The following is a 24847-nucleotide window of genomic DNA, read 5'->3' as shown; positions in this document are numbered from 1 at the left end:
GGCCCCCACCCTACGACCCCCCGATCAGCCCAGGGCGGCCAGGAACCGGCCCGCCGCCTGCACGGCGGTACCCGATTGCCCCACATCGGTCAGCAGCACCGCGAACGCCACATCGCCCCGGTACCCGACGAACCACCCGTGTGAGTGCGTCCCGTCGCCGAACTGGGCGGTGCCGGTCTTGCCGCGCACGTCCCCGTAGGGCTTGAGCGCGGTGGCCGTCCCGCTCGCCACCACCTCGGCCATCATGCCGCGCACCGACTCCAAGGCGGCGCTGGGAACCGGGTCGCCCGCGGCGTCGGACTTCGTCTCGACCCCGCGCACCAGCACCGGCTTGGGCACCGAGCCCGAGGCGACCGACGCGGCGACCACCGCCATGCCGAACGGGCTGGCCACCACCTTGCCCTGGCCGAACCCGTCCTCGGCGCGCTCGGTCTTGCCGCTGGCGGGCGGCACCGACCCGGTGATGGTGGTGACACCCGGCACCACGAAGTCCACGCCGAGGCCCAGCTTCTTGGCCATGTCGGTGAGGTCGTCGGGCCCCATCGCCAGCGCGAGCTCGGCGAAGGTGGTGTTGCAGGAGAACGCGAACGCGTTGCGCAGCGGGATGACGCCCTTGTCGAACTTGCCGCTGTTGGGGATCTCCCGCCCATCGATCACGGTCGTGCCGGGGCAGCCCAGCGGCGTGTCCGCGGTGGCCTTGCCGGACGCGACCGCCTCGGCAGCGGTGACGATCTTGAAAGTCGACCCGGGTGGGTAGCGGCCGGTGAGCGCCAGCGCGCCCTCCTTGTCCGCGGCCTCGTTCTGCGCCACGGCCAACACCTCACCGGTTGAGGGCTGGATGGCCACGACCATCGACGGCGTCGCCTCCCCCGCGATCGCCGCCTGGGCCGCGTTCTGCGCCTTCTTGCTCAGCGCTAACTGCACCGCCTTGGCCGGTTCCGCGGCCTTGGCGTAGAGCTCCTCCCCCTCCGCGCCCGCGCTGTCGACGGTGTACACCCGCCACCCCGCCTTGCCCTGCACCTGCTCCTCGACGACCTTGCGCAGGTTCGGCAGCAGCGCCGGGGCGAGCTTGCGGTCGACCGCGAGCAGCCGCGACGAGGCGGTGAACCGGACGCCCTGGAGCTCGTAGATCAGCGACCGCACCTTCTGGTAGTCGCCGTCGCGCAGCGCCACCACCTGGTAGGGCTGCCCCGGTGCCTTGGCCGCGCCGTCGAGGATGCTCTGCGTGGTGATCGACGCGTCGATCCCCGACAGCGCCTTGGCCAGCTCACCGGCGATCGCGTTGGCGTCGCCCGCCTTCTCCGGCTCGAACAGCACCGAGACCACCCGCTCCGGCTGCAGCACCGGCTCGCCATCGCGGTCGAGCACCGGCGCCAGCTGCGCCTCGGCGTCCTGCACGGCGATGGTCTGCTGGACGGCCAGCTTCGGGTGCAGCACCGTCGGCTCCCAGTGCACCTTCCACACGTCGTCCTGCCTGCGCAGCTCGAACGCCGAGTCGTAGGTCCACAACCGGCCCCGGCCCAGGTCCCAGGTGAGCTTGTAGGTGGCCTTCGTGTTGTTCTCCGACGCGTCCACCCTGGTCACCTGCGCCATCACCGTCGACGGCTTGAGCGCGCCGCGCACCTTGTCCATCAGCGCCCGCGCGGAGTCAGGCGCGTCGGTCTGGCCGGAGGCGGTCGCGGTGTCGCCGCCCGCGAACGCGGCGACGAACTGGTTCGCCGCGTCCTGCGGATCCGCGTCGGACCCGAACAGGCCGCAGGCCGAGAGCGGGAGCACGGTCACCAGCGCCACGAGCAACGCGGCGGGGCGACGGAGTGAGGCACGCACGGCCGCAGTATGCCCAATCCGGCGGGCGCCGCGGCGGGAACCATCCACAGGCCCGCTCAGAACAGCACGGTGGCGTACTGCCCGACCTGCGTGAACCCGATCCGGTCGTACACCGCGCGGGCGGGCGCGTTGTAGCCGTTGACGTAGAGGCTCGCGGTGCGACCCATGCCACTGACCAACCGCCGGACGACCGCGGCCGTGCCGGTCGCGCCGAGGCCGTGACCACGGCGGTCCGGGTGCACCCAGACGCCCTGGATCTGCCCGACCGCGCTGGACACCGCGCCGATCTCGGCCTTGAACACCACCTCGCCGCCGTCGAACCGGGCGAACGCGCGGCCCGCGGCGATCAACTCGGCCACCCTGGCCCGGTACCCGGCGCCGCCGTCACCGACCCGGGGGTCGATGCCGACCTCCTCGATGAACATGCGCACCGCGGCGGGCAGGTAGCGGTCCAGCTCGTCCGGCCGCACCTGGCGCACCTGGGGGTCCGGCGCCACCAGCGGGGTCGTGGAGATCGACATCAGCGGCTGGTCGGCCCGCACCTCGCGGGCCGGTCCCCACTCGGCCTCCACCTCGGCCCACAACCCGAGCACCTGCTCGGCGGGACCGACCATCGACGAGCACATCCGCCTGCGCCGCAGCGCCCGGTCGGCGAACGAGCGCAACGCCGACCGGTTGCCGCGCAACGGGATCAGGTTCGGGCCCGCGAAGCACACCGCCTCGAGCCTGCTCGCACCGCGCAGGCCGCGCGCGTCGCAGCCCCACAGCTCACCACCGAGGCGCCACGGGTCCAGCCCGGCCGTCTCCACCCGTGCGGCGACCATGCAGGACGCGACCGGGTCGGCGGTGAGCACCGCGCGCACCGCCTGGCCGTCCCGCTCATCGAGCAGTCGCGCTCCCGCTAGCCGCAACACCACTCAAGCGTGCCAGAAACCGCGCGGGCGGGAAAACGCACGCACCCGGTCAGCCGACCGCGACGACGGTCGGTGCCCCGGTCTCGCCGTCGAGCGGCTCGCCCATCTCCTCGGCCAACCGCATGGCCTCCTCGATCAGCGTCTCCACGATCTGCGCCTCGGGCACGGTCTTGATCACCTGGCCGCGGACGAAGATCTGCCCCTTGCCGTTGCCGGAGGCCACTCCCAGGTCGGCCTCGCGGGCCTCCCCAGGTCCGTTCACCACGCAGCCCATCACCGCGACCCGCAGCGGCACGGACATGCCCTCGAGGCCCGCGGTGACCTCCTCGGCGAGCTTGTAGACGTCCACCTGGGCCCGACCGCACGACGGGCAGGACACGATCTCCAGCTTGCGCGGGCGCAGGTTCAGCGACTGCAGGATCTGCGCGCCGACCTTGACCTCCTCGACCGGCGGCGCCGAGAGCGACACCCGGATCGTGTCGCCGATGCCCTGGCGCAGCAGCGCGCCGAAGGCCACCGCGGACTTGATGGTGCCCTGGAACGCCGGACCGGCCTCGGTGACCCCGAGGTGCAGCGGGTAGTCGCACTGCTCGGCGAGCAGCTCGTAGGCGCGCACCATCACGACCGGGTCGTTGTGCTTGACCGAGATCTTGATGTCGTGGAAGTCGTGCTCGGCGAACAGCGACGCCTCCCACAGCGCCGACTCGGCCAGCGCCTCCGGGGTCGCCTTGCCGTACTTGGCCATCAGCCTCGGGTCGAGCGAGCCCGCGTTGACGCCGATCCGGATGGGCGTGCCCCGGTCCTTGGCGGCCTGGGCGATCTCCTTGACCTGGTCGTCGAACTTGCGGATGTTGCCCGGGTTGACCCGCACCGCCGCGCAGCCCGCCTCGATGGCGGCGAAGACGTACTTGGGCTGGAAGTGGATGTCGGCGATCACCGGGATCTGCGACTTGGCCGCGATCGCGGCCAGCGCCTCGGCGTCGTCCTGCGACGGGCAGGCGACCCGGACGATGTCGCAGCCCGCCGCCGTCAGCTCCGCGATCTGCTGCAGGGTCGCGTTGACGTCGGCGGTGACCGTGGTGGTCATCGACTGCACCGAGATCGGGTGTTCACTGCCCACCCCGACCGGCCCCACCTGCAGTTGACGGGTCTTGCGGCGCTCCGCGAGCACCGGTGGCGGGGTGGCGGGCATGCCGAGCATCACGTCGGGCATGTGGACCTCTCTGCTGTCTTCACTGGTGTGTCATTGCAGCCGGATGGGGTTGACGATGTCGGCGGTGACGGTGAGCAGCACGATCGCGCCGCCGATGATGACCAGGACCATCGTGACCCCGGCCAGCTTGTTGTAGTCGACGGGACCCGCGGGGGCCTTGCCGCGCAGCTTGCGCAGCGCGTCGCGGACCCGCTCGTAGAGCGAGATGGCGATGTGGCCGCCGTCGAGCGGCAGCAGCGGCAGCAGGTTGAACACGCCGACGAAGAAGTTCAGCATCGCCAGCATCAGGACGAAGATCTCCCAGATGCCCTGCTCGGCGGCGTCCGCGCCGATGATGCTGGCGCCGACCACGCTGACCGGCCGCTCCGGGTCGTCCTCGCCGCCGATGGCCCTGATCACCGCCGGGATCTTCTCCGGGAAGCGCATCAGGCCCTCCCAGGTGGCGGCGAACATCTCGCCGGTGAACACGACCGCGCCGGAGAACCCGGAGGCCACCCCGTACTCGAAGTACCTGCCCTGCGAGACGCCGATCGCGCCGACCTCGGTGAGCTTGTTGTCCGTGCTGCCCGGCTTGGAGTCGAGCCCGACGCGCTGGACGGTCGCGATGTCGACGGTGAGCGTGCGCTGCTCGCCGTCGCGCTCGACGACGAAGGTGTTCTGCCCGCTCAGGCCGCGGATCTTGCCGATGAGCTCCTTCCAGGAGCCCACCGGTTGGCCGTTGAGGCTGACGATCTCGTCACCGGCCTGGATACCCGCCGCGGCGGCTGGCGACACCGCGCCCGGGGCGCACTCGGCGTACTTGAGGGTCACCGGGTCCTGGGTGGGGGCGGCGCACGAGGTGGTGCCGACCAGCGCGCGGTCGGAGGTGTTGGGCAGGCCCATGGTGACGGCCATCAGGTACAGGATGATGAAGCCGACGATGAAGTGCGTGATGGACCCCGCGGCCAGCACGACCACGCGCTTCCAGGTGGCGAAGCGCCACATCGCGCGCGGCGCCTCCTCCGGGGTCACCGGGTCGAGCGCGGTCATGCCCGCGATCTCGCAGAACCCGCCCGCCGGGATCGCCTTGAGCCCGTACTCGGTCTCCCCCCTGCGGAAGGAGAACAGCGTCGGGCCGAAGCCGATGAAGTAGCGGCGGACCCGCATGCCGAACGCCTTGGCGGTGAGCATGTGCCCGGCCTCGTGCAGCGCGACCGACAGGCAGATCCCCAGCGCGAACAGCACGAGCCCCAGCAGCCAAACCAACACGTGTCAGTCCCTTCCCGGCCCCGCGGCGGCGCGCGGGGCAGCAGTCACCGCGAGCAGCTCTCGCGCACGGGCGCGGGCCCAGTGCTCGGCGGCGAGCACCTCCTCGACCTCGCGCGGCGCGCCGTGCCAGGCGGCGGCGTCGTCGAGTACCCGGCTCACAGTGTCCACGATGGCTGTGAAGGTGGTGTCTTTTCCGAGGAACGCGGCCACGGCCTCCTCGTTGGCGGCGTTGTACACGGCGGGCAGGCAGCCACCGGTCTCCCCCGCGGCGCGGGCCAGCCGCACGGCGGGGAACGTGTCGTGGTCGAGCGGCTCGAACGTCCACTGGGACGCGCTCGACCAGTCGCAGGCCTTGGCGGCACCGGGCAGCCGGTCCGGCCACGCCAGGGCCAGCCCGATCGGCAGGCGCATGTCCGGCGGGCTGGCCTGGGCGAGGGTGGACCCGTCGGTGAAGGTGACCATGGAGTGCACGATCGACTGCGGGTGGACCACGACGTCGACGCGGTCGTAGGGGATGCCGAAGAGCAGGTGCGCCTCGATCAGCTCCAGCGCCTTGTTCACCAGGGTCGCGGAGTTCACGGTGATGACCGGCCCCATCGACCAGGTGGGGTGCGCCATGGCCTGCTCGGCGGTGACGGTGGCGAGCTCGGCGCGGGTGCGGCCGCGGAACGGCCCACCGGAGGCGGTGAGCACCAGCCGGTCGACCTCCTCGGCGCGACCGCCGCGCAGCGCCTGGGCCATCGCGGAGTGCTCGGAGTCGACGGGGACGATCTGCCCGGGCTTGGCCGCCGCCAGCACCAGGTCACCGCCCGCGACCAGGGACTCCTTGTTGGCCAGGGCCAGCGTCGCGCCCGAGGCCAGCGCCTTGAGGGTCGGCGCGAGGCCCTGGGAGCCGGTGATCGCGTTGAGCACGATGTCGGCGGGGACCGCCTCGATCAGCTCGGTGACCGCGTCCGGCCCGGCGAAGATCTTGGGCAGGGTGAAGCCGCCGCGCTCGTAGCCCGCCTCCTGCGCCGCGGCGTAGAGCGCGAGCTGCACGTCGGAGGCGGCGGTCGCCCTGGTCACGGCCACCGCGCGGACCCCGTGCCGCAGGGCCTGGGCGGCCAGCAGGGCCGGGTCGGACCCGCCTGCGGCGATCCCCGCGACGGTGAACCGGTCGGGGTTGGCCGCGACGAGGTCGAGCGCCTGGGTGCCGACCGAGCCGGTCGACCCGAGCACGAGCAGTGAGCGCCGGGGACCACCGGACGCGAAGGATGCAGTCATCACCGCCCATTGTTCCCGATGACTGGACACGGACGGCAACCAGCACGGGGTGATGTCCGCCGATCGTGGACACACCCAGCCGGGTCCAGGTTGGGCCGAACGGCGCAATCCGAAAAAAGTTCCGCTCCGAAGGAGTGAACTTCGCTCGCGCCGGGCACTTCACCGGCAGCACGGAAAGATCGTCGGGAAATGCCGGCGATCATGTGGAAGGAGCTTCGATGGGCATTCTCGGCTGGATCGTCCTCGGTTTGGTCGCCGGACTCATCGCCAAGGCCATCATGCCTGGTAAGGACCCGGGCGGGATCATCATCACGATCCTCATCGGGATCGTCGGCGCCATTCTGGGCGGGTTCATCGGAAACGCGATCTTCGGTGGCGGGCTCGGCAATTTCTTCGACCTGCGCACCTGGCTGCTGTCGATTCTCGGCGCGATCATCCTCCTCGCGATCTACCGCGCGGTCACCGGTCGCGGCCGGGCACGGACGTAGTCGAGCGAGACCTGTCACACCCGAGGGCGCCGTGGTCACCACGGCGCCCTCGGGCTGTTCGGGGTGTGGGAGGATTCGGGGCGTCAGCGCACTACGGGCCAGGAGGAACAGTGGCGAACACGGAGCTGGAGAAGCGGAAGACCACCGCGGCGGGCACCGTGACCCCCGCCGAGGAGCCGTCGGCGGAGTGGGGCTGGCACGGGTCGTTCCCCAAGGGGACGCTGATCGCGGGTGTGTTCACCGGGCTGGCGATGTTCTTCATGCTGATCGGCAACCACACCGGCCGCACCGAGGACCTGTGGCTAGGCGGCATCGGCCTGGTCCTGCTCGGCGGCGTCGCGTGGAAGATCCACAAGAACCGGACGTCCTGGCGGCGGTAGCGTTCGGCGCAAACGAGCGGGCGGATTGGTGGTTACGCCGCCGCCCAGCCAGTGGTCATCCGTTGCAGGTGTGCGCATAAGAGCAGTTGGCTGTGGGCCATGCGCCCCAACCACCTGGAGCCGTTCTGGCCATCACGGCGGCCGCGGCACTACGACGAGGCATGTCCGGGGGCCGCGCGGGAGCACTGACCCGCGTGGCCGCGCCGTCCACACCATCCCGGACGGCCACCCCGGGATGGTCCACATCCGACGCACCCCCGGAGAGACCGCCATGTCCGTCACGGACGACCTGCTCGCCAACAACGCCCGCTACGCCGAGACCTTCACCGGCCCGCTGCCGCTCCCGCCCGCCAAGCACGTCGCCGTCGTGGCCTGCATGGACGCCAGGATCAACGTCTACGGCGTGCTCGGCCTCGCCGAGGGCGAGGCCCACGTCATCCGCAACGCCGGTGGCGTCGTCACCGAGGACGAGATCCGCTCCCTGGCCATCAGCCAGCGCCTGCTCGGCACCCAGGAGATCATCCTCATCCACCACACCGACTGCGGCATGCTCACCTTCACCGACCAGGACTTCCGCGACAGCATCCACGCCGAGACCGGCATCCGCCCCGCCTGGTCCGCCGAGGCCTTCCCCGACCTCGACACCGACGTCCGCCAGTCCATCGCCCGCATCAAGTCCAGCCCCTTCATCCCCCGCACCGACTCCGTCCGAGGCTTCGTCTTCGACGTCGCCACGGGGAAGCTGCACGAGGTCAAGTAGTCCCGCCGAGGGACGCGACCACCCCGTCGCGTCCCCGGCTTGGCTTCGCCAGCTCCTACCGGTCGGTCATGACCGGAACACGAAGCAGCGCGCACGGAAGCGATCCCGCAGGCGACCTCGGTTCACGCGTCACGAATCGCCACGACCCACTGGACAAGGACGTCGTCCTCGCACCAGCCCTCCATGAAGGCCAGCTCAGCCCTCGGCGGCTAGTTGGCCGCAGGCGGCGGCGATCTCCTGGCCTCGGGTGTCGCGGACGGTGCATTCGACGCCTTGGGCTTTGACTCGGCGGACGAATTCGCGTTCGGCGGGCTTCGGGGAGGCGTCCCACTGGGAGCCGGGGGTGGGGTTGAGGGGGATGACGTTCACGTGGACCAGTTGGCCGAGGTGCTTGCGCAGGAGTTTGCCGAGCATGTCCGCGCGCCACGGGTGGTCGTTGATGTCGCGGATGAGGGCGTACTCGATCGACACGCGGCGGCCCGTCTTGTCGGCGTAGCCGCGGGCGGCTTCCAGGACCTCAGCGACCTTCCACCGGTTGTTCACCGGCACCAAGGTGTCGCGCAGTTCGTCGTCCGGCGTGTGCAGTGAGACCGCGAGCCGGACCTGGAGGTTCTCCTCGGTCAGCTTGCGGATCGCGGGCACCAGGCCCACCGTCGAGACCGTCACCGAGCGCTGGGAGATGCCGAAGCCGTTCGGGGCGGGGTCGCAGATCCGGTGCACCGCGTCGACCACCCGGCGATAGTTCGCCAGTGGTTCACCCATGCCCATGAAAACGATGTTGGACAGTCGACCGGGTCCGCCAGTCAGGTCGCCGTCGCGCATGGCGGCGGCGCCGAGGCGGACCTGTTCCACGATCTCGGCGGTGGACAGGTTGCGCTGCAGGCCGCCTTGGCCGGTGGCGCAGAACGGGCAGGCCATGCCGCACCCGGCCTGGCTGGAGATGCACAGCGTGGCGCGGTCGGGGTAGCGCATGAGGACGCTCTCGATGAGCGTGCCGTCGTGCGCCTTGAGCAGCGCCTTGCGGGTGTTGCCGTCGTCGCAGGTCACCGCGCGGAGTTCGGTGAACAGCGGCGGGAGCAGGGAGTCGGCGAGGCGGTCGCGGGCGGCGGCGGGGATGTCGGTCATCGCCGCGCGGTCGGCGGTCAGCCTGGCGAAGTAGTGCGTGGAGAGCTGGCTGGCCCGGAACGGCTTCTCGCCCAGCTCGGTCACCGCCTCGCGGCGCTGCTCAGCGGTGAGGTCGGCCAGGTGCCGGGGCGGCAGGCCGCGCTTGGGGGCGTCGAAGACGAGCGGGAGTGAGGTCATGGCCACCCCAGTGTCCCACGCCGGTCAGCGGCAGTTGGGCGCGGCGTCGGTGGCCGCCACCAGCGCAGGTGGCAGTTGAGCGGCCTTGAGGAGCTTGACCGCGCGCTCGAGCCCGCCGAGGGCGGTGGTGAGGCGTTGGGCGGCGGCCGAGAAGACCTCCACGGTGAGCGTCTCGACCGCGCGCACGTCGTCGCGGGCGGTGGCGATGGAGGCGCGGGACTCGGCGAAGGCCTCGGTGAGCTGGCGGATCAGCGGGTCGACCTCAGGTGCGGGCGACGGCCGCAGTGCGCGCAGGTCAGCCAGCGCCGCGTCGAGCACGCCGACCAGGCGACCGGTGACGTCCAGGAACTGCCGCTTGAGCTCGACCGGGTCACTGGAGGTGATCGGCTGCTGCGCGGTCTCCCCCGCGGTGACCAGCAGCTTGCCCAGGCCGCAGAACCGGTTCATCCACCTGGCCTCCGCGCTGTCCTCGGCGACCGGCGTGACGTCGGCGGCGACCGGGGTCCCGGCGACCGGCGTCGCGCAGGCCGACAGGGCGATCAGGCATCCGACGAGCAGCAGCCGCACCCCCCGATCATGGCACAGAAATTGGTCGTTGCATCGCGACATGTTCCGATATATCGTTGAGCTATCGCGAGCGACCGGTTCGCGACCACCACTCCAGGGGAGAGAAGAATGCGTGTCTCACACGACCACCAACACCAGCACCGGCGCGGACCTTGGCGCCGCCACCCCCTCCGCGGCCGTCCCGACCTGGGCGCGGACTTCGGACCGGAGGATGAGATGACCCCGCCCTTCCCGCTGCCCCCGTTCCCGCCCGGCCCGCCGTTCGGCTTCGGGCGCGGGCACGGCAGGGGCCACGGACGCGGCCGGGGCAGGCGGGGCGACGTGCGCGCCGCGCTGCTCGCGCTGCTCACCGACCGCCCGATGCACGGCTACGAGATGATCCAGGAGATCGCCGAGCGCAGCGGGGGGTTCTGGAAGCCCAGCCCCGGCTCGGTGTACCCGACCCTGCAGCTGCTGGCCGACGAGGGCCTGATCGCCGCGGTCGAGGGTGACGGCGGCAAGCGGATGTTCCAGCTCACCGAGGAGGGGACCGCCGTCGCCGCGCGGCTCGACACCCCGCCGTGGGAGCAGGCCGCCGCGGGCGTCGACCGCGCCGAGGTCACGTTGCGGGAGGCCCTCGGGCAGCTCGCCGCGGCCGCGATGACGGTGTCGCAGGCGGCGAGCTCGGACCAGAAGGCCCGGGCGACCCACATCCTCAACACCGCGCGGCGGGAGCTCTACGCCCTCCTCGGTGAGGAGACCCCCACCGAGGAAGACGCCGAGTAGCTCTTAGCCGAACGACAACACCCACTGGTCGAGCCGTCCGGCGTCACCGCGGGCCAGGTCGGTCACGCGCAACGTCCACGAGCCGTTGCGGTCACCACCGGGCGGCGACACGGAGTAGATCCGGCGCACGGCGCCCGAACCGTCGTCACCCCCGATCTGCTCCAGTTCGAACACCCGGCCGAGCGGGTCGACGAGATCGATCCGCAGGTCGCTGACGTCCGGGTGGTCGAGGTAGACGCGGACGCGGCCAGGGGCGCCGGTGGGCGGGCAGCCGCTCACCAGGATCGTCGAGGTCACCGCCGTGCCGTTGTCGGGGATCGCCACATCGGTGGTGTTAGCGCCACCGCGGCAGGTGGGCACCTCGGGGTCCATCGGGTAGGCCACGTTGGCCAACTGGTTAGGGCTGCCTTCGCCAGGAGCCTGAACGGCGCCCGGTACCGCTGCCCTGCTGAGGGCGTTGCGCACATCCGACGGCATCGCGAACTGGTTGCGAGCGAGGTAACCGGCGACGATCCCGGTCACGTGCGCGGCAGCCATAGAGGTGCCGGACAACCTCACCTCTTGGCCATTGCGCCCGAGTGAGGGGATATCGCCGCCGGGCGCGAAGAAGTCGACACACCTGCCGTAGTTCGACGACGGCAGCCGCGTGTCCGTCCGGTCGGTCGCCGCGACCGTGATCGCCTCGGCCGTCTGACCGGGGCCGAACCCGCAGGCGTCCGCGCCGTCGTTGCCCGCGGCGACCACATAGGTGAACTCGGCGTCGATCGAGCGCCGCACCGCCTCGTCACCCAACCCGGCTTGGTCCATGGTCACGCTCATGGCCACCACGCCGGGGCGGGTGCCGTTGCGGGTGACCCACTCGACCGCGTCGAGCACGTGCGAGTCGCGGCCGAGGCCGTCGCACCCGAGGACCCGCAGTGCGACAAGGGAAGTCTCCTTGGCCGCACCATGGGTCTTACCGCCGACCGTGCCCGCGACGTGTGTGCCGTGGCCGTTGCAGTCGATCCCGGAGCCACCGAGGAAGTCAGCACCAACGCGCGCGCGGGTACCGAACTCGTTCTGGTTGAGCGTGATCCCCGAGTCGATCAGGTACGCGGTCGCCCCCGCACCGCCACGAGAGCTGAACGGGCGGTTGTCCAACGGCAACTGCCGCTGGTCGAGCCTGTCCAAGCCCCAAGGGACAGCCGACTGGGCCGCGCGAGTGGTGCCGTCTTGATAGACCGTGCGCACCAGAGGGTCCGCGGCCAGCCTGGTTGCTTGGGCCGCACTGAGGCCGCGGGTCGCGTAGCCATAGTGGGTGCTGCGGTAGTACGACTGGGGCACGCCTCCGTAGCGCCGGGTCAGCGTTGTGGCCGTGCGCTCGGGTTGGGCTGCCGATGGCGCCAGCACAACGATGTAAGAACCTGGAATCGGCCTAGCCGCAGCGACCACAGGTGCCTGGGCTGCTTGCGCCACAACGGCGCCGCTCAGCGGTAGCGCGACAAGGCATAAGAGAAGGAGACAACGGGGCAGGGAACGCATCAGCTCTCCAACCTGTTGGGCACGTCGCGGACAGGGCGCCGCGACGTGCAAGGAGACGATGTCGGACGCCGGTGGTGTGAACAATCCTGTGGGGAAAGATCCGGGCCCTGATCTTTTCCCAGTCAGCCGACGATGAGCCCGCGGGGCTTGCGCCGCAGCAGGACCCGGTAGCCCACGGCGAACTCGAGCCCGGGCGTGTCCGCGATCGCGCGGGCCGCGACCGGGGCGGAGAACTCGATGCGCAACACCGATTCCAGCGTCTCTCGGTCGGCGAACCGCCACCGGGTCGCGACCCGGTGGCGCTCGAAGCCAGAGATCTCGAAGAAGCGGTCGACCTCGGTGGTGTCGTAGCTCGGCAGGTCGGCGCGCATCCACCGGCCGTAGGGCGGGTGGGCCGCGTCGAGGTCGACGACGACCAACGCCCCACCCGGGCGCAGCACCCGGTCCGCCTCCCGCAGGCCGGGTTCGCAGCCGGGGCCGAAGAAGTAGGCCGTCCTGGCGTGCACGACGTCGACGCTGGCGTCCGCCGCCGGGATGTCCTGCGCGGACCCGAGCGCCACCGACACCCCGGTCAGGCCCTCGACCCGTGCCTTCGCGCGCTCGACCAGCGGGGGGTGCGGTTCGACGCCGAGCACCGTCGCGGCCCGCTCGGCGAAGCGCGGCAGGTGGAAGCCGTCGCCGCACCCCACGTCCAAGACGTCGCCGGTCCAGTCAGTGAGCCCGTCCAGCACCGTCCACACCGCGCCGTCGACGTCCTGGGCGCGGTTCTCCGCCTCGTAGACCTGCGGCCAGTGCCAGATGTTCGGGCTGGGCAGCACCTGGACCGCGCGCAGCGAGGTGGTCAGCCGCTCCCGCGCCCGTGCCACCAACCCCCTGCCCGCAAGGCTCATGCGGCAAGGAAAGCACATCTCGTGCCCCGCGCGTCGCCTGCTGAAACGCTGGGAAGATCACCACCCGGCAGCGGCTGACGGAGCCACCCGATCGGGTTAGTGTCAGGGGACGCGGGAGGAGGTCGCCATGATGCCAACCGACGCGATCAGCGCCCTGGAGGAATTACCCGACGGTACGCCGGGCAGACCCTGCTGGGTCGAGGTCGCCACCCCGGATCCCACGGCCAGCAGCGAGTTCTACCGAGGCTTGTTCGGGTGGACCTACCGCGTTGGCGACGACGGCTACGTCATGGCCTACATGGACGACGTCTCCGTCGCGGGCCTCTACACACCACAAGGCGGACAACCCAGCCTCTGGACGTTGTACCTAACGATCCACGACACGGGTAACACTGCCGAGCGCGTTCTCCACCTAGGCGGACAGATCCTCACCGCGCCGAGGGAGATCGAAGGCCAAGGCGGGCTGCTCATCGCGGCCGACCCCAGCGGCGGCCCGATCGGCTTCTGGCGCCAAGACCACGGCTGGGAGCTGGGCACCGGTTTCCCGGGCGCCTTCACCTGGGCCGAGCTCAACACCTGGGACGGCCCCGCCGCCGACGAGTTCTTCCGCGCCCTGTTCGGCTTCGAGCAGACGCAGATCGGCGACGGCGACACCTTCGACTACACGACCTGGCGCCTCAGCGGCGACGAGCTGCTCGGCAGGCTGCGCATGGGCCCGGAGTTCCCCGCCGGACAGCGCCCGTACTGGATGGTGTTCTTCGAGGTCGACCCGGAGGTCGGCACCGACGCCACCGCCGCGCTCGCGGCCCGGTTGGGCGGGCGGATCACCGTGCCGCCGTTCGACTCGCCCTACGGTCGCGCCGCGGTCCTGCGGGACGTCACCGGCGCCGAGTTCACCGTGCTCGACCGCTCGCTGGCGCTCAGCGTCGTGCCGGAGGACGAGATCGGCGCCGAGGTCGACGACCCTTACGACGATTAGCTGGGCACGAACAGGCGCAGCAGCAGCCAGGACACGACGGCCGAGGGCAGCAGCGAGTCCATCCGGTCCATCAGCCCGCCGTGACCGGGCAGCAGCGTGCCCATGTCCTTGACGCCCAGGTCCCGCTTGATCACCGACTCGACCAGGTCGCCCAGCGTCGCGGTGGCCACCAGGGCCGCGCCGAACACCACGCCCTGCCACCACTGGCCGCCGAGCATCAGGGTCACCGTGAGCGCCCCCGCGACGACACCGGCGACCAGCGACCCGGCGAAGCCCTCCCAGGACTTCTTCGGGCTGATCGTCGGTGCCATCGGGTGCTTGCCGAACAGCACACCGGCGATGTAGCCGCCGGTGTCCGAGCTGACCACCAGGATCAGGAAGCACAGCACCCGGTAGGTGCCGTCAGCGGGGAGCACGAGCATCGCCGCGAACGACGCGAACAGCGGCACGTACGCGGCGGTGAACACCGAAGCCGACGCGTCGCGCAAGTACCCGGTCACGCCTCCGCGCAGCCGCCACAGCAAGCACGCCAGGATCGTCACGACGAACGCGGCGAGCACCCCGTCGCGGCCGAACGGCCAGGACAGCCACACCATGGCCTGCCCGCCGAGCAGCACCGGCCAGACCGCGACCTCGACACCCGCGCCGCGGCGCAGCGCACCGACCAGCTCCCAGGTCGCCACCGCGACCGCGAGGGCCACCACGCCGACGAAGGTGTGCCGCACCGTCAACAGCGAGGTCAGGATGATCGCGCCGAGCGCCACCCCGACCCCGATCGCGGCGGGCAGGTCCCGCCCGGCGCGCGGGGTGCGCGCCGGTGCCGGGCCGCCCGCGCCCTCGGCGCTCACCAGCCGGTCCCCGACCGAGTCATGCTCCAGCTCCCCAACGGGTCCGGCCACCATCGCGTTCCCTCGTCCGTGCGCGGAGGTCAGACCTCCAGCAGCTCGGCTTCCTTGTGCTTGACCAACTCGTCGACCTGGTGGACGTACTTGTCGGTCAGGTTCTGCAGCTCCTTCTCGGCGCGCGCCACGTCGTCCTCGCCGGACTCGCCGTCCTTGACCAGGCGGTCGAGCTCCTCCTTGGCCTTGCGGCGCACGCTGCGGATGGAGATCTTGGCGTCCTCGCCCTTGGTCTTGGCGACCTTGACCATCTCCCGGCGGCGCTCCTCCGAGAGCTGCGGGATGACCACCCGGATCACCGTGCCGTCGTTGCTGGGGTTGACGCCCAGGTCCGAGTCGCGGATGGCCTTCTCGATGGTGTTGAGCGAGCTCACGTCGTAGGGCTTGATCACCGCGAGCCGGGGCTCGGGGATGGCGACGCTGGCCAGCTGGTTGAGGGGGGTGTACGAGCCGTAGTACTCGGCGGTGATCCGGGAGAACATCGAGGGCGAGGCCCGGCCGGTGCGCACCGCGCCCAGGTCGTCCTTGGCCACCGACACCGCTTTTTCCATCTTTTCCTCGGCGTCGAGGAGTGTCTCGTCGATCAAGGGGGCTCCTTGTCCATCTCGCGGCGAACCGGTCGCGGCGGGGTCACGCGGTCGGCGTACTGACCAGCGTGCCGATCCTCTCACCACGCACCGCGCGGGCGATGTTCCCCTCCGTCAGGAGGTTGAACACGATGATCGGCATGTTGTTGTCCATGCACAGGCTGAACGCGGTCGCGTCGGCCACCTTCAGGTCGCGCTCGAGCACCTCGCGGTGGGTGATGTCGGTGAACATCTTGGCGTCCGGGGTGGTCTTCGGGTCCGCGTCGTAGACCCCGTCGACCGCCTTGGCCATCAGCACCACGTCGCAGCCGATCTCCAGCGCGCGCTGGGCGGCGGCGGTGTCGGTGGAGAAGTAGGGCATGCCGACCCCGCAGCCGAAGATGACCACGCGGCCCTTCTCCAGGTGCCGCTCGGCGCGGCGCGGGATGTAGGGCTCGGCCACCTGGCCCATGGTGATCGCGGTCTGCACCCTGGTGTCGATGCCCTCCTTCTCCAGGAAGTCCTGGAGCGCGAGGCAGTTCATCACGGTGCCGAGCATGGCCATGTAGTCGGCGCGGTCGCGGTCCATGCCGCGCTGGCTGAGCTCGGCGCCGCGGAAGAAGTTGCCGCCGCCGATCACGATCGAGGTCTGCACACCGCCCCGCACCACGTCGGCGACCTGCCTGGCCACGGTCAGCACCACGTCGGGGTCGACGCCGATCTTCCCGCCGCCGAACATCTCGCCGCCGAGCTTGAGCAGCACGCGGCGGAAACTGCCGTTCTGAGTCACGTAGACCCCTCCTCGTGACTATGCCCCGCCCTCGGGGATCCGAGGGCGGGGCACAACCCTAATCACTCCAGGTGCCGCGGGCGGGTCAGGACTGGCCGACCTCGAACCGGGCGAACCGGGTCACGGTCACGCCCGCCTCGTCCAGCAGCGCCTTCACGGTCTTCTTCGAGTCGAACACCGAGGACTGCTCCAGGAGCACGACGTCCTTGTAGAAGCCGTTGACCCGGCCCTCCACGATGCGGGGCAGGGCGCCTTCCGGCTTGCCCTCCTCGCGGGCGGTCTCCTCGGCGATGCGCTTCTCGTTGGCGACGACGTCCGCGGGGACCTCGTCGCGGGTGACGTAGCTCGGCTTCATGGCCGCGATCTGCTGCGCGGTCTGCTTGGCGACCTCGTCGCCGCCGTCACCGGTGTACTCGACCAGCACGCCGACCGCCGGGGGCAGGTCGGAGGAGCGGCGGTGCAGGTAGGTGCTGACGGTGCCGGTGAAGTTGACCGCCCGGCGCAGCTCCAGCTTCTCGCCGATCTTGGCCGAGAGGGCCTGCACGGCCTCGTCGACGGTGCCACCGCCGAGCGGGGCCGACTTGAGGGCGTCGACGTCGGTGGCGCCGGAGGACTTCGCCGCGGCGACGACCTTGTCCGCCAGCTCCTGGAACTCCTCGTTCTTGGCCACGAAGTCGGTCTCGCAGTTCAGCTCGACCAGCACGCCGCTGTCGGCGGCGACCAGGCCCTGCGCGGTGGCGCGCTCGGCGCGCTTGCCGACGTCCTTGGCGCCCTTGATGCGCAGGATCTCGATGGCCTTATCGAAGTCGCCGTCGGTCTCGGTGAGCGCCTTCTTGCAGTCCATCATCCCGGCGCCGGTCAGGTCCCGGAGCCTCTTGACGTCGGCCGCGGTGAAGTTCGACATCGTGCGTTTTCCGTCCTTCTTCGGGTACGCGCGTGGGACCCCGGCGGGTGACTCACCCGCCGGGGCGTGCTGATCAGGACTCGGCCGGGGCCTCGGTGGTCGCCTCGGCGACCGCGGCGGTGGCCTGCTCGCCGTCAGCGGCGGCGGTCTCGGCGCCCGCGAGCAGCTCCTGCTCCCACTCGGCGAGCGGCTCGGCGGCGGCCTCGGGCTTGTCGGAGCCGTTGCGCGCGCCGGAGCGGGCGATCAGACCGGCGGCGACGGCCTCGGCGACGACCTTGGTCAGCAGCGCGGCCGAGCGGATCGCGTCGTCGTTGCCCGGGATCGGGTAGTCGACCTCGTCCGGGTCGCAGTTGGTGTCCAGGATCGCCACGATCGGGATGTGCAGCTTGCGCGCCTCGCCGACCGCGATGTGCTCCTTCTTGGTGTCCACGATCCAGATGGCGGAGGGGACCTTCGCCATGTCGCGGATACCGCCGAGGGTGCGGTCGAGCTTGTCCTTCTCACGGGTGAGCATCAGGATCTCCTTCTTGGTGAGACCCTGGAAACCGCCCGTCTGCTCCATCGCCTCGAGCTCCTTGAGGCGCTGCAGGCGCTTGTGGACGGTGGAGAAGTTGGTGAGCATGCCGCCCAGCCAGCGCTGGTTCACGAACGGCATCCCGACGCGCTTGGCCTCGTTGGCGATGGCCTCCTGCGCCTGCTTCTTCGTGCCGACGAACAGGATCGAGCCACCGTGCGCGACGGTCTCCTTGACGAACTCGTACGCGCGGTCGATGTAGGTCAGCGTCTGCCGCAGGTCGATGATGTAGATACCGTTGCGGTCGGTCAGGATGTAGCGCTTCATCTTCGGGTTCCAGCGGCGGGTCTGGTGCCCGAAGTGCACGCCGGAATCCAGCAACTGCTTCATGGTGACGACGGCCATGGCCGGTTACGCACCTCTTCGTTCGGGCGCGCCCGGCTGGTTGGGCCGAGCACGCGGTCGCGGTTGTCGCCGTGGACCCGGTGGGTCCACTGCCCTGGTGCCGTGCGGACGCCCGGACCCGATGGAGAGAGCACCACCATCGAGACCGCCGGGCGTCGGTGACCGCGTTACCCGGGGGGGAACGCGGACGCGCACTGGCACGCGAAGTCGCCCAGTGGTGACCACAGGACGCGGGGAAAGTGTACGCCCGCTGTCCGCGGGGGTCCGACTCGGATCGTTCCCATCCACAAGGGCCCGAGTTGTCCACAGGCCAGAACCGGGCCTGGCAGGTCCGCGCCACCCCCGGGCAGGGTGGTCACATGCGCTCCTACCTGCGAAAACTCGGGCTCCTGGCGGTCTGCTGGCTGCTGCTGTCGTGTGTGTGGACCGGCGAGGTCGTCGCGGCGCCTGCCGTGCACCCGCCCGCGGTGTTCTCGTCGCCGCTCATGCCGCCGCGCGCGGTGTCGCGGCCGTTCACGGCACCCGCGCACCCGTACGGGCCTGGTCACCGGGGTGTCGACTTACCCGGCGCCGTCGGTGAGCCGGTGCTCGCGGCGGCCGACGGCGTGGTGGCGTTCGCGGGGGTGGTCGTCGGCCGGGAGGTGGTGTCGGTCCAGCACCGCGGCGGGCTGCGGACGACCTACGAGCCGGTGACGCCCGAGGTGGTGACCGGGGCGTGGGTGCGCCGGGGCGAGCCGATCGGGCGGCTCGCGGCGGGCAACCCCGGGTGCGCGGCGGCCGCCTGCCTGCACTGGGGCTTGCGGCGGGGCAAGGAGTACCTGGACCCGCTGGTCGCCCTGCACCGGCCCCGGGTCCGGCTGCTCCCCGTCCCGGACGGCTGGAGCACAGTCGGTTGATGAGCTTCATCGGTATCGATGCGAGAGGAGGTCAGACATCGGGAGGCGATCGACGGGTCAGGCGTCGGCGGTTTCCATGAGCTTGGCGCGGAGCCGGAGCACGGCCCTGGTGTGCAGCTGGCAGACCCGGGACTCGGTGACGCCGAGGACGCGGCCGATCTCAGCCAGGGTGAGGTTCTCGAAGTAGTAGAGGGTCACCACCACCCGGTCGCGTTCGACGAGCAGGCCGATGGCCTCGGCGAGCTGGCGGCGGTTGTCCTGGTCGACGAGCAGCGCGACCGGGTCCTCGGCGGCCTCGTCCTCCAGCACGTCGGCGAGGGAGTTGATGCCGCGCCCAGCGGCGGCCAGTTCGTCGAGCGCGACGACGCTGGTCAGCTGGAGCTGCGCGTAGACGTCGCGCAGCTCGCCGACGCTGAGGCCGAGCTCGTCGGCGAGCTCGGAGTCGTTCGGGGTGCGCTGCAGCTTGGCGCCGAGCCGCTCGATGCCGCGCTCGACCTCGCGGGCCCGGCCGCGCACGGTCCTGGGCACCCAGTCCTGGGCGCGCAGGTCGTCGAGGATGGCGCCGCGGATGCGCTGCATGGCGTAGGTCTCGAACTTGAGGCCGCGCTCGGGCTCGAACTTCTCGATCGCGTCGACCAAGCCGAAGATGCCGGACTGGATGAGGTCGGAGACGTCGACGTGCGCGGGCAGGCCGGTGCCGACCCGACCGGCGACGTACTTGACCAGCGGGGCGTAGTGCAGCACCAGCCGGTCGCGCAGGAGTTGCTCGCGGGCCACGCCGAAGCGGCGCCAGAGCGCGACGATGCCCGCCTCGACGTCGTCGGCGGTGCGGTGGTCGCCGGGCAGCACCCCGGTGGGCTGGCCCGCTCCGTACGGGGCGGCGGGGGCGCTCACCTGGTCCGCCGGTCCAGCGGACCCGCCTGCCCGCGATGGCCGCGCCGATGCCCGGGCGCCATTCCCGCGGTCATCGGGAACGGGGGTGGGTACGGTCATGGATCGCCTTCAGCCGTTCGACGGTCACGTGGGTGTAGAGCTGCGTCGTTGAGAGCGTAGCGTGACCGAGTAACTCCTGGACGCTACGAAGGTCAGCACCTCCTTCGAGCAGGTGTGTCGCCGCTGAGTGACGAAGGCCGTGCGGACTGAGGCCATCGGCACCCGGAACGGCGGTCGTCACACCCTGCACGATACGCCGTACGGCACTCGGGTGGAGGCGTCCGCCACGAGTTCCCAGCAACAGTGCCCGGGGGGAATCCGCTCGGACAAGGGACGGACGGCCCTGGTCGAGCCAGGTCGCCACCGCCGCGGCGGCGGGTACCCCGAACGGGACCACCCGTTCGCGGCCCCCCTTGCCGAACACCCGGGCCACCCGGCCACCCAGGTCAAGGTCGGTCACGTCCAGTCCGCAGAGCTCGGACACCCGCACCCCGGTCGCGTAGAGCAACTCGACCACCGCGTGGTCACGCAACGCGACGGGATCAAGCTCCCGCGCCCCCGCCGCTGAGGCCGACATCACCTCGTCCGCCTGGTCCTGCCGCAACACCGAGGGCAACTTCCGCTGCCGCCGCGGCGCCACCAACCGAGCCCCCGCGTCCGCCGCCAGATACCCCTCCCGATGCGCCCAAGCGGTGAACCCCCGAGCCCCCGCCGCCCGCCGAGCCAACGTCGTCCGCCCAACCCCCGCCTCGCGCTGAGCGGCCAACCAAGCCCGCAACCCAGGCAACCCCACCTCGACGTCATCCAAACCCGCGACACCGGGGTGGGTGCCGTCGGGGCTGGGAGGGGCGGTCGTCCGCGTCACGGCCACGTCGTGGTCCAACGCGTGGAGGTCGCGGTCTGATTCCCCGGTGGGGGGGTCAGCGGTCGGGTTTGTGTCGCCACGGTGACCATGGTCGTACGGAACGGAGTCGTCGTTTCCCACCTCGGGCGCGAGTTGCAGAATGCGACTTGCTGTGGTCGCGTCTCCACCACCCCCGCTGACCTCAGGTTCCGCCGACCCCCCGACCGCGCGGTCATCGCCCGACGGTGGATTGAATTCACCCGATCGTGAGGCGTCGGCGGGGCTGATTCCGGCCAGGTAGCCCAACAGGGAGACGGCGTCCCCCAGATAGGCGCGGACCGTGTGGGGGGAATGCCCCCGCTCGTGGGTCAGGTGCCGCTCGTACGCCACCAGCGCGACCCGCACCGGCTCGGGCAGCCGGTCCCGGATCGCGAGCAGGTCCACCCGAGTACTTCGACGAGGAGCGCGCGACACCCCCGCCACGCTGAGGCACGGACCCGACCGGGTCAAGCATCGCCACACCCCGGTGGGCCACGAACATCAACTACCGCTGCCCGAGCAGGTGCGGAACCCGGCTGCCGTGGACCCTGCGGCCGTCGTGGGCGTTGAGCGGATCCGGCCCCCCACGACTGGCAGCACGTCCGGCGAGACGTCGAGCCAGGTGGGCCGACGGGTGCGTTATGCAGTGGCGCTCACCCACCCCTCCTCGGTCTCGGCCGCCAAGCCGGTGAGTTCCAGCTCAGGCAGGAGCGCGCGGACGCGGTCGAGCGGCACGCCGGACTGGTGGGACAGGTGCTCCGGTGAGTGCGGCGTCCGGCGGTGGAGGGCGTCGTGGAGCTGGATCGCCTGCGGTCCGAGGCCGTCGGTGGGCCGGGATGGCGAGGCGTCCGATTCGGCGAGGTCGCCGATCGCGCCGATGGCCTCGAGGATGTCGGCCACGGAGGTAGCGACGGTGGCTGTGCCTGCCCGGATCAGGTCGTGGCAGCCCTGCGACATCGGCGAGCTGACCGGTCCGGGGATCGCCAGGACCGGCTTGCCCAGGGCGGCGGCAGAGCTGGCGGTGTTGCGGGCACCGCTGCGGCGCCCCGCCTCGACGACGACCGTGCCGACGGCCAGGGCCGCGATGAGCCGGTTGCGGACCAGGAACCGGTACTTGGCCGGTGTGGTGCCCGGTGGGTACTCGCTGACGATGGCGCCGTCCCTGGCTATCCGGCCGAGCAGCGTCGTGTGGGCGGCCGGATAGCTGACGTCGGCGCCGCACGCGAGCACGGCGACCGTCTTGCCGTCGGTGGCGAGCGCACCGCGGTGGGCGGCGCCGTCGATGCCGAAGGCGGCCCCGGAGACCACGGTGACCGACTGCCCAGCGAGGTCGTAGGCGAACTCGGCCGCCGTCTGCTCGCCGTACGGTGTTGCTGCCCGCGCGCCGACGATCGCGACCGACCGTTGCATCGCCTCGTCGAGCTTCGCCGCCCCTCGGACCCACAGCGCCAACGGTGGCGCGGCCCACCGCAACCCGCGCCCGTGGGCGTTGGCCAACGACAGCAACGGCCAAGCCGGCCATTCCTCGTCCTCGGGGATCACCAGCCGCATGCCGACTCGCTCCGCCGTGGCGAGGTCTTCGGCGACGAGGTCCTGGCCCGCCCGCGCCGACGTCTCGTCCCGAACGGCGTCCGGCACGTCGCCCGCGCGCACCAACTCGGCGGCCCGAACCGGTCCGACCTCGTCGACGAACGCGGCCAAGGCGACGGCTGGCGGCTCCGCGACGCGGGACAGGTACGCGCGGGCCAACCGGATGTCATCCACGGCCCCTCCCCCGCACCGCTCGGCGCCGCGGAAGCACCAGGGCAAGCCGGATGGCGCCGGACCGCGTCGACACCACACGCCATTCGCCGACAACGGGGAACGATGGCGACAAGACACAACTCATGGGAGTACTCCTCATACAAGTGGTTGATCGAAATCAGGGAATGGTGGAATCAGGCGACTTTGCGTTCGCGGAAGTTCAACGCCGCGACGACGTGGTCACGGGTCGGTGCAGGCTCACCCGCGAGATCAGCGAGCGTCCAGGAGACCCGGAGGCACCGGTCCGCGCCGCGCGCGGTGATCGCGCCCGTGGACAGCGAGCGGTCCAGGAGCGCGGTGACTTCCCTCGGTAACGCGAACTCGCGGCGCAGCGTCGGTCCGGGTACTTCCGCGTTGGTCCGCCAACCGTGCTCGGACCACCGCTGGGCGGCTCTGCACCGCGCCTCGACCACCCTGGCCCGCACAGTGGCGGTGTCCTCCGGCGCCGAGTCGAGACTCAACGACATCGCCGTGATCGGCCGCATCCGAACCCGGATGTCCACGCGGTCGAGCAGCGGCCCCGACAACTTCGCGATGTAGCGCCTGCGCACCTGCGGCGGGCAGACGCAATCCAGATCCCGCGGCGGGGCGCACGGGCACAGGTTCGTCGCCAACACGAGCTGGAACCTCGCCGGATAAGCGACAATCCCGTCCCGCCGGGCGAGCCGGATCTCCCCCTCCTCAAGCGCCGTCCGCAACGCCTCAAGCCGATCAGCCGCGAACTCGGCAGCCTCGTCAAGAAGGAGCACACCGAAATGCGCCTTGCTAATTCCGCCCGGTTTCGCAAGTCCTGAGCCGCCACCAACGAGTGCCGCAATAGACGCGGTGTGGTGCGGCGCGAAGAACGGGGGTGCTGCGACTAGTGGGGAATCGGCTGCAAGCGAACCCGCCACCGAATGGATCGCGGTTACCTCAAGAGCTTGATCCGGCGTCAACTCAGGCAGCAAGCCAGGCAAGCGGCGGGCCAGCATGGTCTTGCCGGTGCCCGGTGGACCCGCGAGCAGCACGTGGTGACCACCGGCGGCCGCGACCTCCAGCGCCCATCGCCCCTCCGGCTGGCCGACGACATCGGCCAGATCAGGCTGATCGTTGGTTGGCGGCGCGACGAGCGGGCTTGGAGACTGGAGCGTGACCTGGTCGCCCCGAGTCCACGCCACCACTTCCGCGAGGGTGTTGGCACCCAGGACCTCCAGCCCGGTGACCAAGGAGGCCTCAGCGAGGACAGGAACGGGGACGACGACCCGGCTCAGTCCCGCGCGGCGGGCGGCCAGCAGACAGGGCAGAACGCCTCGGACAGGACGTAGTCGCCCATCCAGTGCGAGTTCGCCAAGCAGGACCGTGCTGGCGATGGCCTCGCCAGGCAGCTTGTTGTCCGCGACGAGCATGGCGAGCGCGAGTGCCAGGTCATAGCCGGAGCCACCTTTGGGGAGGTCAGCCGGAGACAGAGCGAAGGTCACCAACTGATCGGGCCACTCCAGTCCGCTGTTGCGAACGGCCGCCCGAACCCGGTCCTTGGCCTCGTTCAACGCGGCATCGGGCAACCCGACGATCTGGGTCCGAGGGCGCCCACCACCGATGTCCGCCTCGATCTCCACCGGGATCCCGTCGACACCGGACAGCGCCACCGACCACACACGGGCGAGCACCATCAGAGGATCCCGCGGTGGTGGTGGAGGGTGGGGGTGCCGTGGGGCGGGATGAGGACGGCGATGACGTCGTAGCGGGTGGGGGTCGGGGGGTGGCCGGTGTCCAGGCGCCAGCGGTGGGTGAGGGTGCGGATGCGGTGGGCCTTGGTGGCGGTCACCGCCTCGGTGGGGGTGCCGTGGCGGGTGCTGGTGCGGGTCTTGACCTCGCAGACGACCAGGTGGGTCGGGGTGGCGCAGATGAGGTCGAGTTCGCCGAGGTCGCAGCGCCAGTTGCGGGCCAGGACGCGCAGGCCCTGGCGCTGGAGGTGGTGGGCGGCGATGTCCTCGCCGCGGCTGCCGAGTCGCAGGTGTCGTGCCATGACCGCTCCCGTCGCGGGGGTGCGGCACGGCGGTCGCCGTGCCCACCACGACGGTGCGGCCCGCGGGCCCGGCGCGGCCAGGGGTGGTTCGCGGCGGTGGACAACTCGGGGGGTTGTGGACAACTCACCCCG

25 protein-coding genes are annotated in these 24847 nt (G+C 71.0%); 6 read left to right on the top strand and 19 right to left on the bottom strand.

Going from position 1 to position 24847, the window contains the following annotated elements:
* Positions 1–24: 24 nt before the first annotated feature.
* The 5 genes from LV79_RS27120 to dxr are packed head-to-tail and all read right to left on the bottom strand — an operon-like array spanning position 25 to position 6465.
* Positions 25–1827, bottom strand: coding sequence for a penicillin-binding transpeptidase domain-containing protein (locus LV79_RS27120; protein ID WP_253841051.1), 1803 nt, complete (start codon positions 1825–1827; stop codon positions 25–27).
* Positions 1828–1883: 56 nt separating this feature from the next.
* Positions 1884–2741 (bottom strand): GNAT family N-acetyltransferase, encoded by an 858-nt coding sequence (locus tag LV79_RS27115; RefSeq protein ID WP_253841050.1) that lies wholly within the window; start codon positions 2739–2741, stop codon positions 1884–1886.
* A 49-nt stretch (positions 2742–2790) separates the two neighbouring features.
* Positions 2791–3954: a flavodoxin-dependent (E)-4-hydroxy-3-methylbut-2-enyl-diphosphate synthase gene (gene ispG / locus LV79_RS27110; RefSeq protein ID WP_253841049.1), complete on the bottom strand. Its 1164-nt coding sequence runs from the start codon at positions 3952–3954 to the stop codon at positions 2791–2793.
* Positions 3955–3984: 30 nt separating this feature from the next.
* Positions 3985–5202, bottom strand: coding sequence for a M50 family metallopeptidase (locus LV79_RS27105; protein WP_253841048.1), 1218 nt, complete (start codon positions 5200–5202; stop codon positions 3985–3987).
* A gap of 3 nt (positions 5203–5205) precedes the next feature.
* The gene (gene dxr, locus LV79_RS27100) at positions 5206–6465 is read right to left on the bottom strand and encodes a 1-deoxy-D-xylulose-5-phosphate reductoisomerase (RefSeq protein ID WP_253841047.1); all 1260 of its coding nucleotides are present in this window, start codon (positions 6463–6465) and stop codon (positions 5206–5208) included.
* Positions 6466–6683: 218 nt separating this feature from the next.
* Between dxr and LV79_RS27095 the strand changes: the two genes are divergently transcribed.
* The 3 genes from LV79_RS27095 (at position 6684) to LV79_RS27085 (ending at position 8093) form a co-directional block, all read left to right on the top strand.
* Positions 6684–6953, top strand: a complete 270-nt coding sequence (locus LV79_RS27095) for a GlsB/YeaQ/YmgE family stress response membrane protein (RefSeq protein ID WP_253841046.1) — start codon at positions 6684–6686, stop codon at positions 6951–6953.
* A gap of 110 nt (positions 6954–7063) precedes the next feature.
* On the top strand, positions 7064–7333 hold the full coding sequence (locus LV79_RS27090) for a DUF2631 domain-containing protein (protein WP_253841045.1): 270 nt from the start codon (positions 7064–7066) through the stop codon (positions 7331–7333).
* Positions 7334–7604: 271 nt separating this feature from the next.
* Positions 7605–8093, top strand: coding sequence for a beta-class carbonic anhydrase (locus LV79_RS27085; protein WP_253841044.1), 489 nt, complete (start codon positions 7605–7607; stop codon positions 8091–8093).
* 195 nt (positions 8094–8288) lie between these two features.
* On the opposite strand, the gene rlmN is transcribed toward LV79_RS27085, so the two are convergent.
* A complete protein-coding gene (rlmN, locus tag LV79_RS27080; protein ID WP_253841043.1) occupies positions 8289–9395 on the bottom strand; it encodes a dual-specificity RNA methyltransferase RlmN in 1107 nt (368 codons plus the stop codon).
* A gap of 24 nt (positions 9396–9419) precedes the next feature.
* Entirely contained in the window at positions 9420–9962 is a 543-nt protein-coding gene (locus tag LV79_RS27075) for a hypothetical protein (RefSeq protein ID WP_253841042.1), read from the bottom strand.
* A gap of 216 nt (positions 9963–10178) precedes the next feature.
* Between LV79_RS27075 and LV79_RS27070 the strand changes: the two genes are divergently transcribed.
* The gene (locus tag LV79_RS27070; RefSeq protein WP_253841041.1) at positions 10179–10727 is read left to right on the top strand and encodes a PadR family transcriptional regulator; all 549 of its coding nucleotides are present in this window, start codon (positions 10179–10181) and stop codon (positions 10725–10727) included.
* 3 nt (positions 10728–10730) lie between these two features.
* On the opposite strand, the gene LV79_RS27065 is transcribed toward LV79_RS27070, so the two are convergent.
* Positions 10731–11897 (bottom strand): S8 family serine peptidase, encoded by a 1167-nt coding sequence (locus tag LV79_RS27065; RefSeq protein ID WP_253841040.1) that lies wholly within the window; start codon positions 11895–11897, stop codon positions 10731–10733.
* A 473-nt stretch (positions 11898–12370) separates the two neighbouring features.
* A complete protein-coding gene (locus tag LV79_RS27060) occupies positions 12371–13138 on the bottom strand; it encodes a class I SAM-dependent methyltransferase (RefSeq protein WP_253841039.1) in 768 nt (255 codons plus the stop codon).
* Between the two features lie 127 nt (positions 13139–13265).
* On the opposite strand from LV79_RS27060, the gene LV79_RS27055 reads away from it, so the two are divergent.
* The gene (locus LV79_RS27055; RefSeq protein WP_253841038.1) at positions 13266–14117 is read left to right on the top strand and encodes a VOC family protein; all 852 of its coding nucleotides are present in this window, start codon (positions 13266–13268) and stop codon (positions 14115–14117) included.
* Here LV79_RS27055 and LV79_RS27050 read toward each other — a convergent pair.
* The 5 genes from LV79_RS27050 to rpsB all read right to left on the bottom strand — a co-directional run bounded on the left by LV79_RS27050 (position 14114) and on the right by rpsB (position 18195).
* Complete coding sequence (locus LV79_RS27050) at positions 14114–14965, bottom strand: phosphatidate cytidylyltransferase (RefSeq protein WP_253841222.1); 852 nt, start codon at positions 14963–14965, stop codon at positions 14114–14116. The two genes, LV79_RS27055 and LV79_RS27050, sit on opposite strands and share 4 nt — an antisense overlap.
* A gap of 80 nt (positions 14966–15045) precedes the next feature.
* Positions 15046–15603 (bottom strand): ribosome recycling factor, encoded by a 558-nt coding sequence (gene frr, locus LV79_RS27045; protein WP_253841037.1) that lies wholly within the window; start codon positions 15601–15603, stop codon positions 15046–15048.
* Positions 15604–15646: 43 nt separating this feature from the next.
* The gene (gene pyrH, locus LV79_RS27040; protein WP_285470667.1) at positions 15647–16372 is read right to left on the bottom strand and encodes a UMP kinase; all 726 of its coding nucleotides are present in this window, start codon (positions 16370–16372) and stop codon (positions 15647–15649) included.
* A gap of 85 nt (positions 16373–16457) precedes the next feature.
* Complete coding sequence (gene tsf, locus LV79_RS27035) at positions 16458–17276, bottom strand: translation elongation factor Ts (protein ID WP_253841036.1); 819 nt, start codon at positions 17274–17276, stop codon at positions 16458–16460.
* Between the two features lie 73 nt (positions 17277–17349).
* On the bottom strand, positions 17350–18195 hold the full coding sequence (gene rpsB / locus LV79_RS27030) for a 30S ribosomal protein S2 (RefSeq protein WP_253841035.1): 846 nt from the start codon (positions 18193–18195) through the stop codon (positions 17350–17352).
* 359 nt (positions 18196–18554) lie between these two features.
* Here rpsB and LV79_RS27025 point away from each other — a divergent pair, with 359 nt between their 5' ends.
* Positions 18555–19091 (top strand): M23 family metallopeptidase, encoded by a 537-nt coding sequence (locus LV79_RS27025; RefSeq protein ID WP_253841034.1) that lies wholly within the window; start codon positions 18555–18557, stop codon positions 19089–19091.
* A 57-nt stretch (positions 19092–19148) separates the two neighbouring features.
* Here LV79_RS27025 and LV79_RS27020 read toward each other — a convergent pair whose 3' ends face one another.
* From LV79_RS27020 to LV79_RS26995, 5 genes are all read right to left on the bottom strand, one after another.
* Positions 19149–19985 (bottom strand): FliA/WhiG family RNA polymerase sigma factor, encoded by an 837-nt coding sequence (locus LV79_RS27020; RefSeq protein WP_253841033.1) that lies wholly within the window; start codon positions 19983–19985, stop codon positions 19149–19151.
* Positions 19986–20055: 70 nt separating this feature from the next.
* Positions 20056–20895: a tyrosine recombinase XerC gene (locus LV79_RS27015; protein ID WP_372495487.1), complete on the bottom strand. Its 840-nt coding sequence runs from the start codon at positions 20893–20895 to the stop codon at positions 20056–20058.
* A 651-nt stretch (positions 20896–21546) separates the two neighbouring features.
* Positions 21547–22671, bottom strand: a complete 1125-nt coding sequence (dprA, locus tag LV79_RS27005) for a DNA-processing protein DprA (protein ID WP_253841032.1) — start codon at positions 22669–22671, stop codon at positions 21547–21549.
* A 173-nt stretch (positions 22672–22844) separates the two neighbouring features.
* Complete coding sequence (locus LV79_RS27000) at positions 22845–24359, bottom strand: YifB family Mg chelatase-like AAA ATPase (RefSeq protein ID WP_253841031.1); 1515 nt, start codon at positions 24357–24359, stop codon at positions 22845–22847.
* Positions 24359–24715, bottom strand: a complete 357-nt coding sequence (locus tag LV79_RS26995; protein WP_253841030.1) for a YraN family protein — start codon at positions 24713–24715, stop codon at positions 24359–24361. The genes LV79_RS27000 and LV79_RS26995 overlap by 1 nt, the downstream gene beginning before the upstream one ends.
* Positions 24716–24847 lie beyond the last annotated feature (132 nt).

The organism is Actinokineospora globicatena (assembly GCF_024171945.1).
Taxonomy (GTDB): domain Bacteria; phylum Actinomycetota; class Actinomycetes; order Mycobacteriales; family Pseudonocardiaceae; genus Actinokineospora; species Actinokineospora globicatena.
Note: the sequence above shows the minus strand (reverse complement) of the source record. Positions and strands in the feature narration are given on the sequence as shown.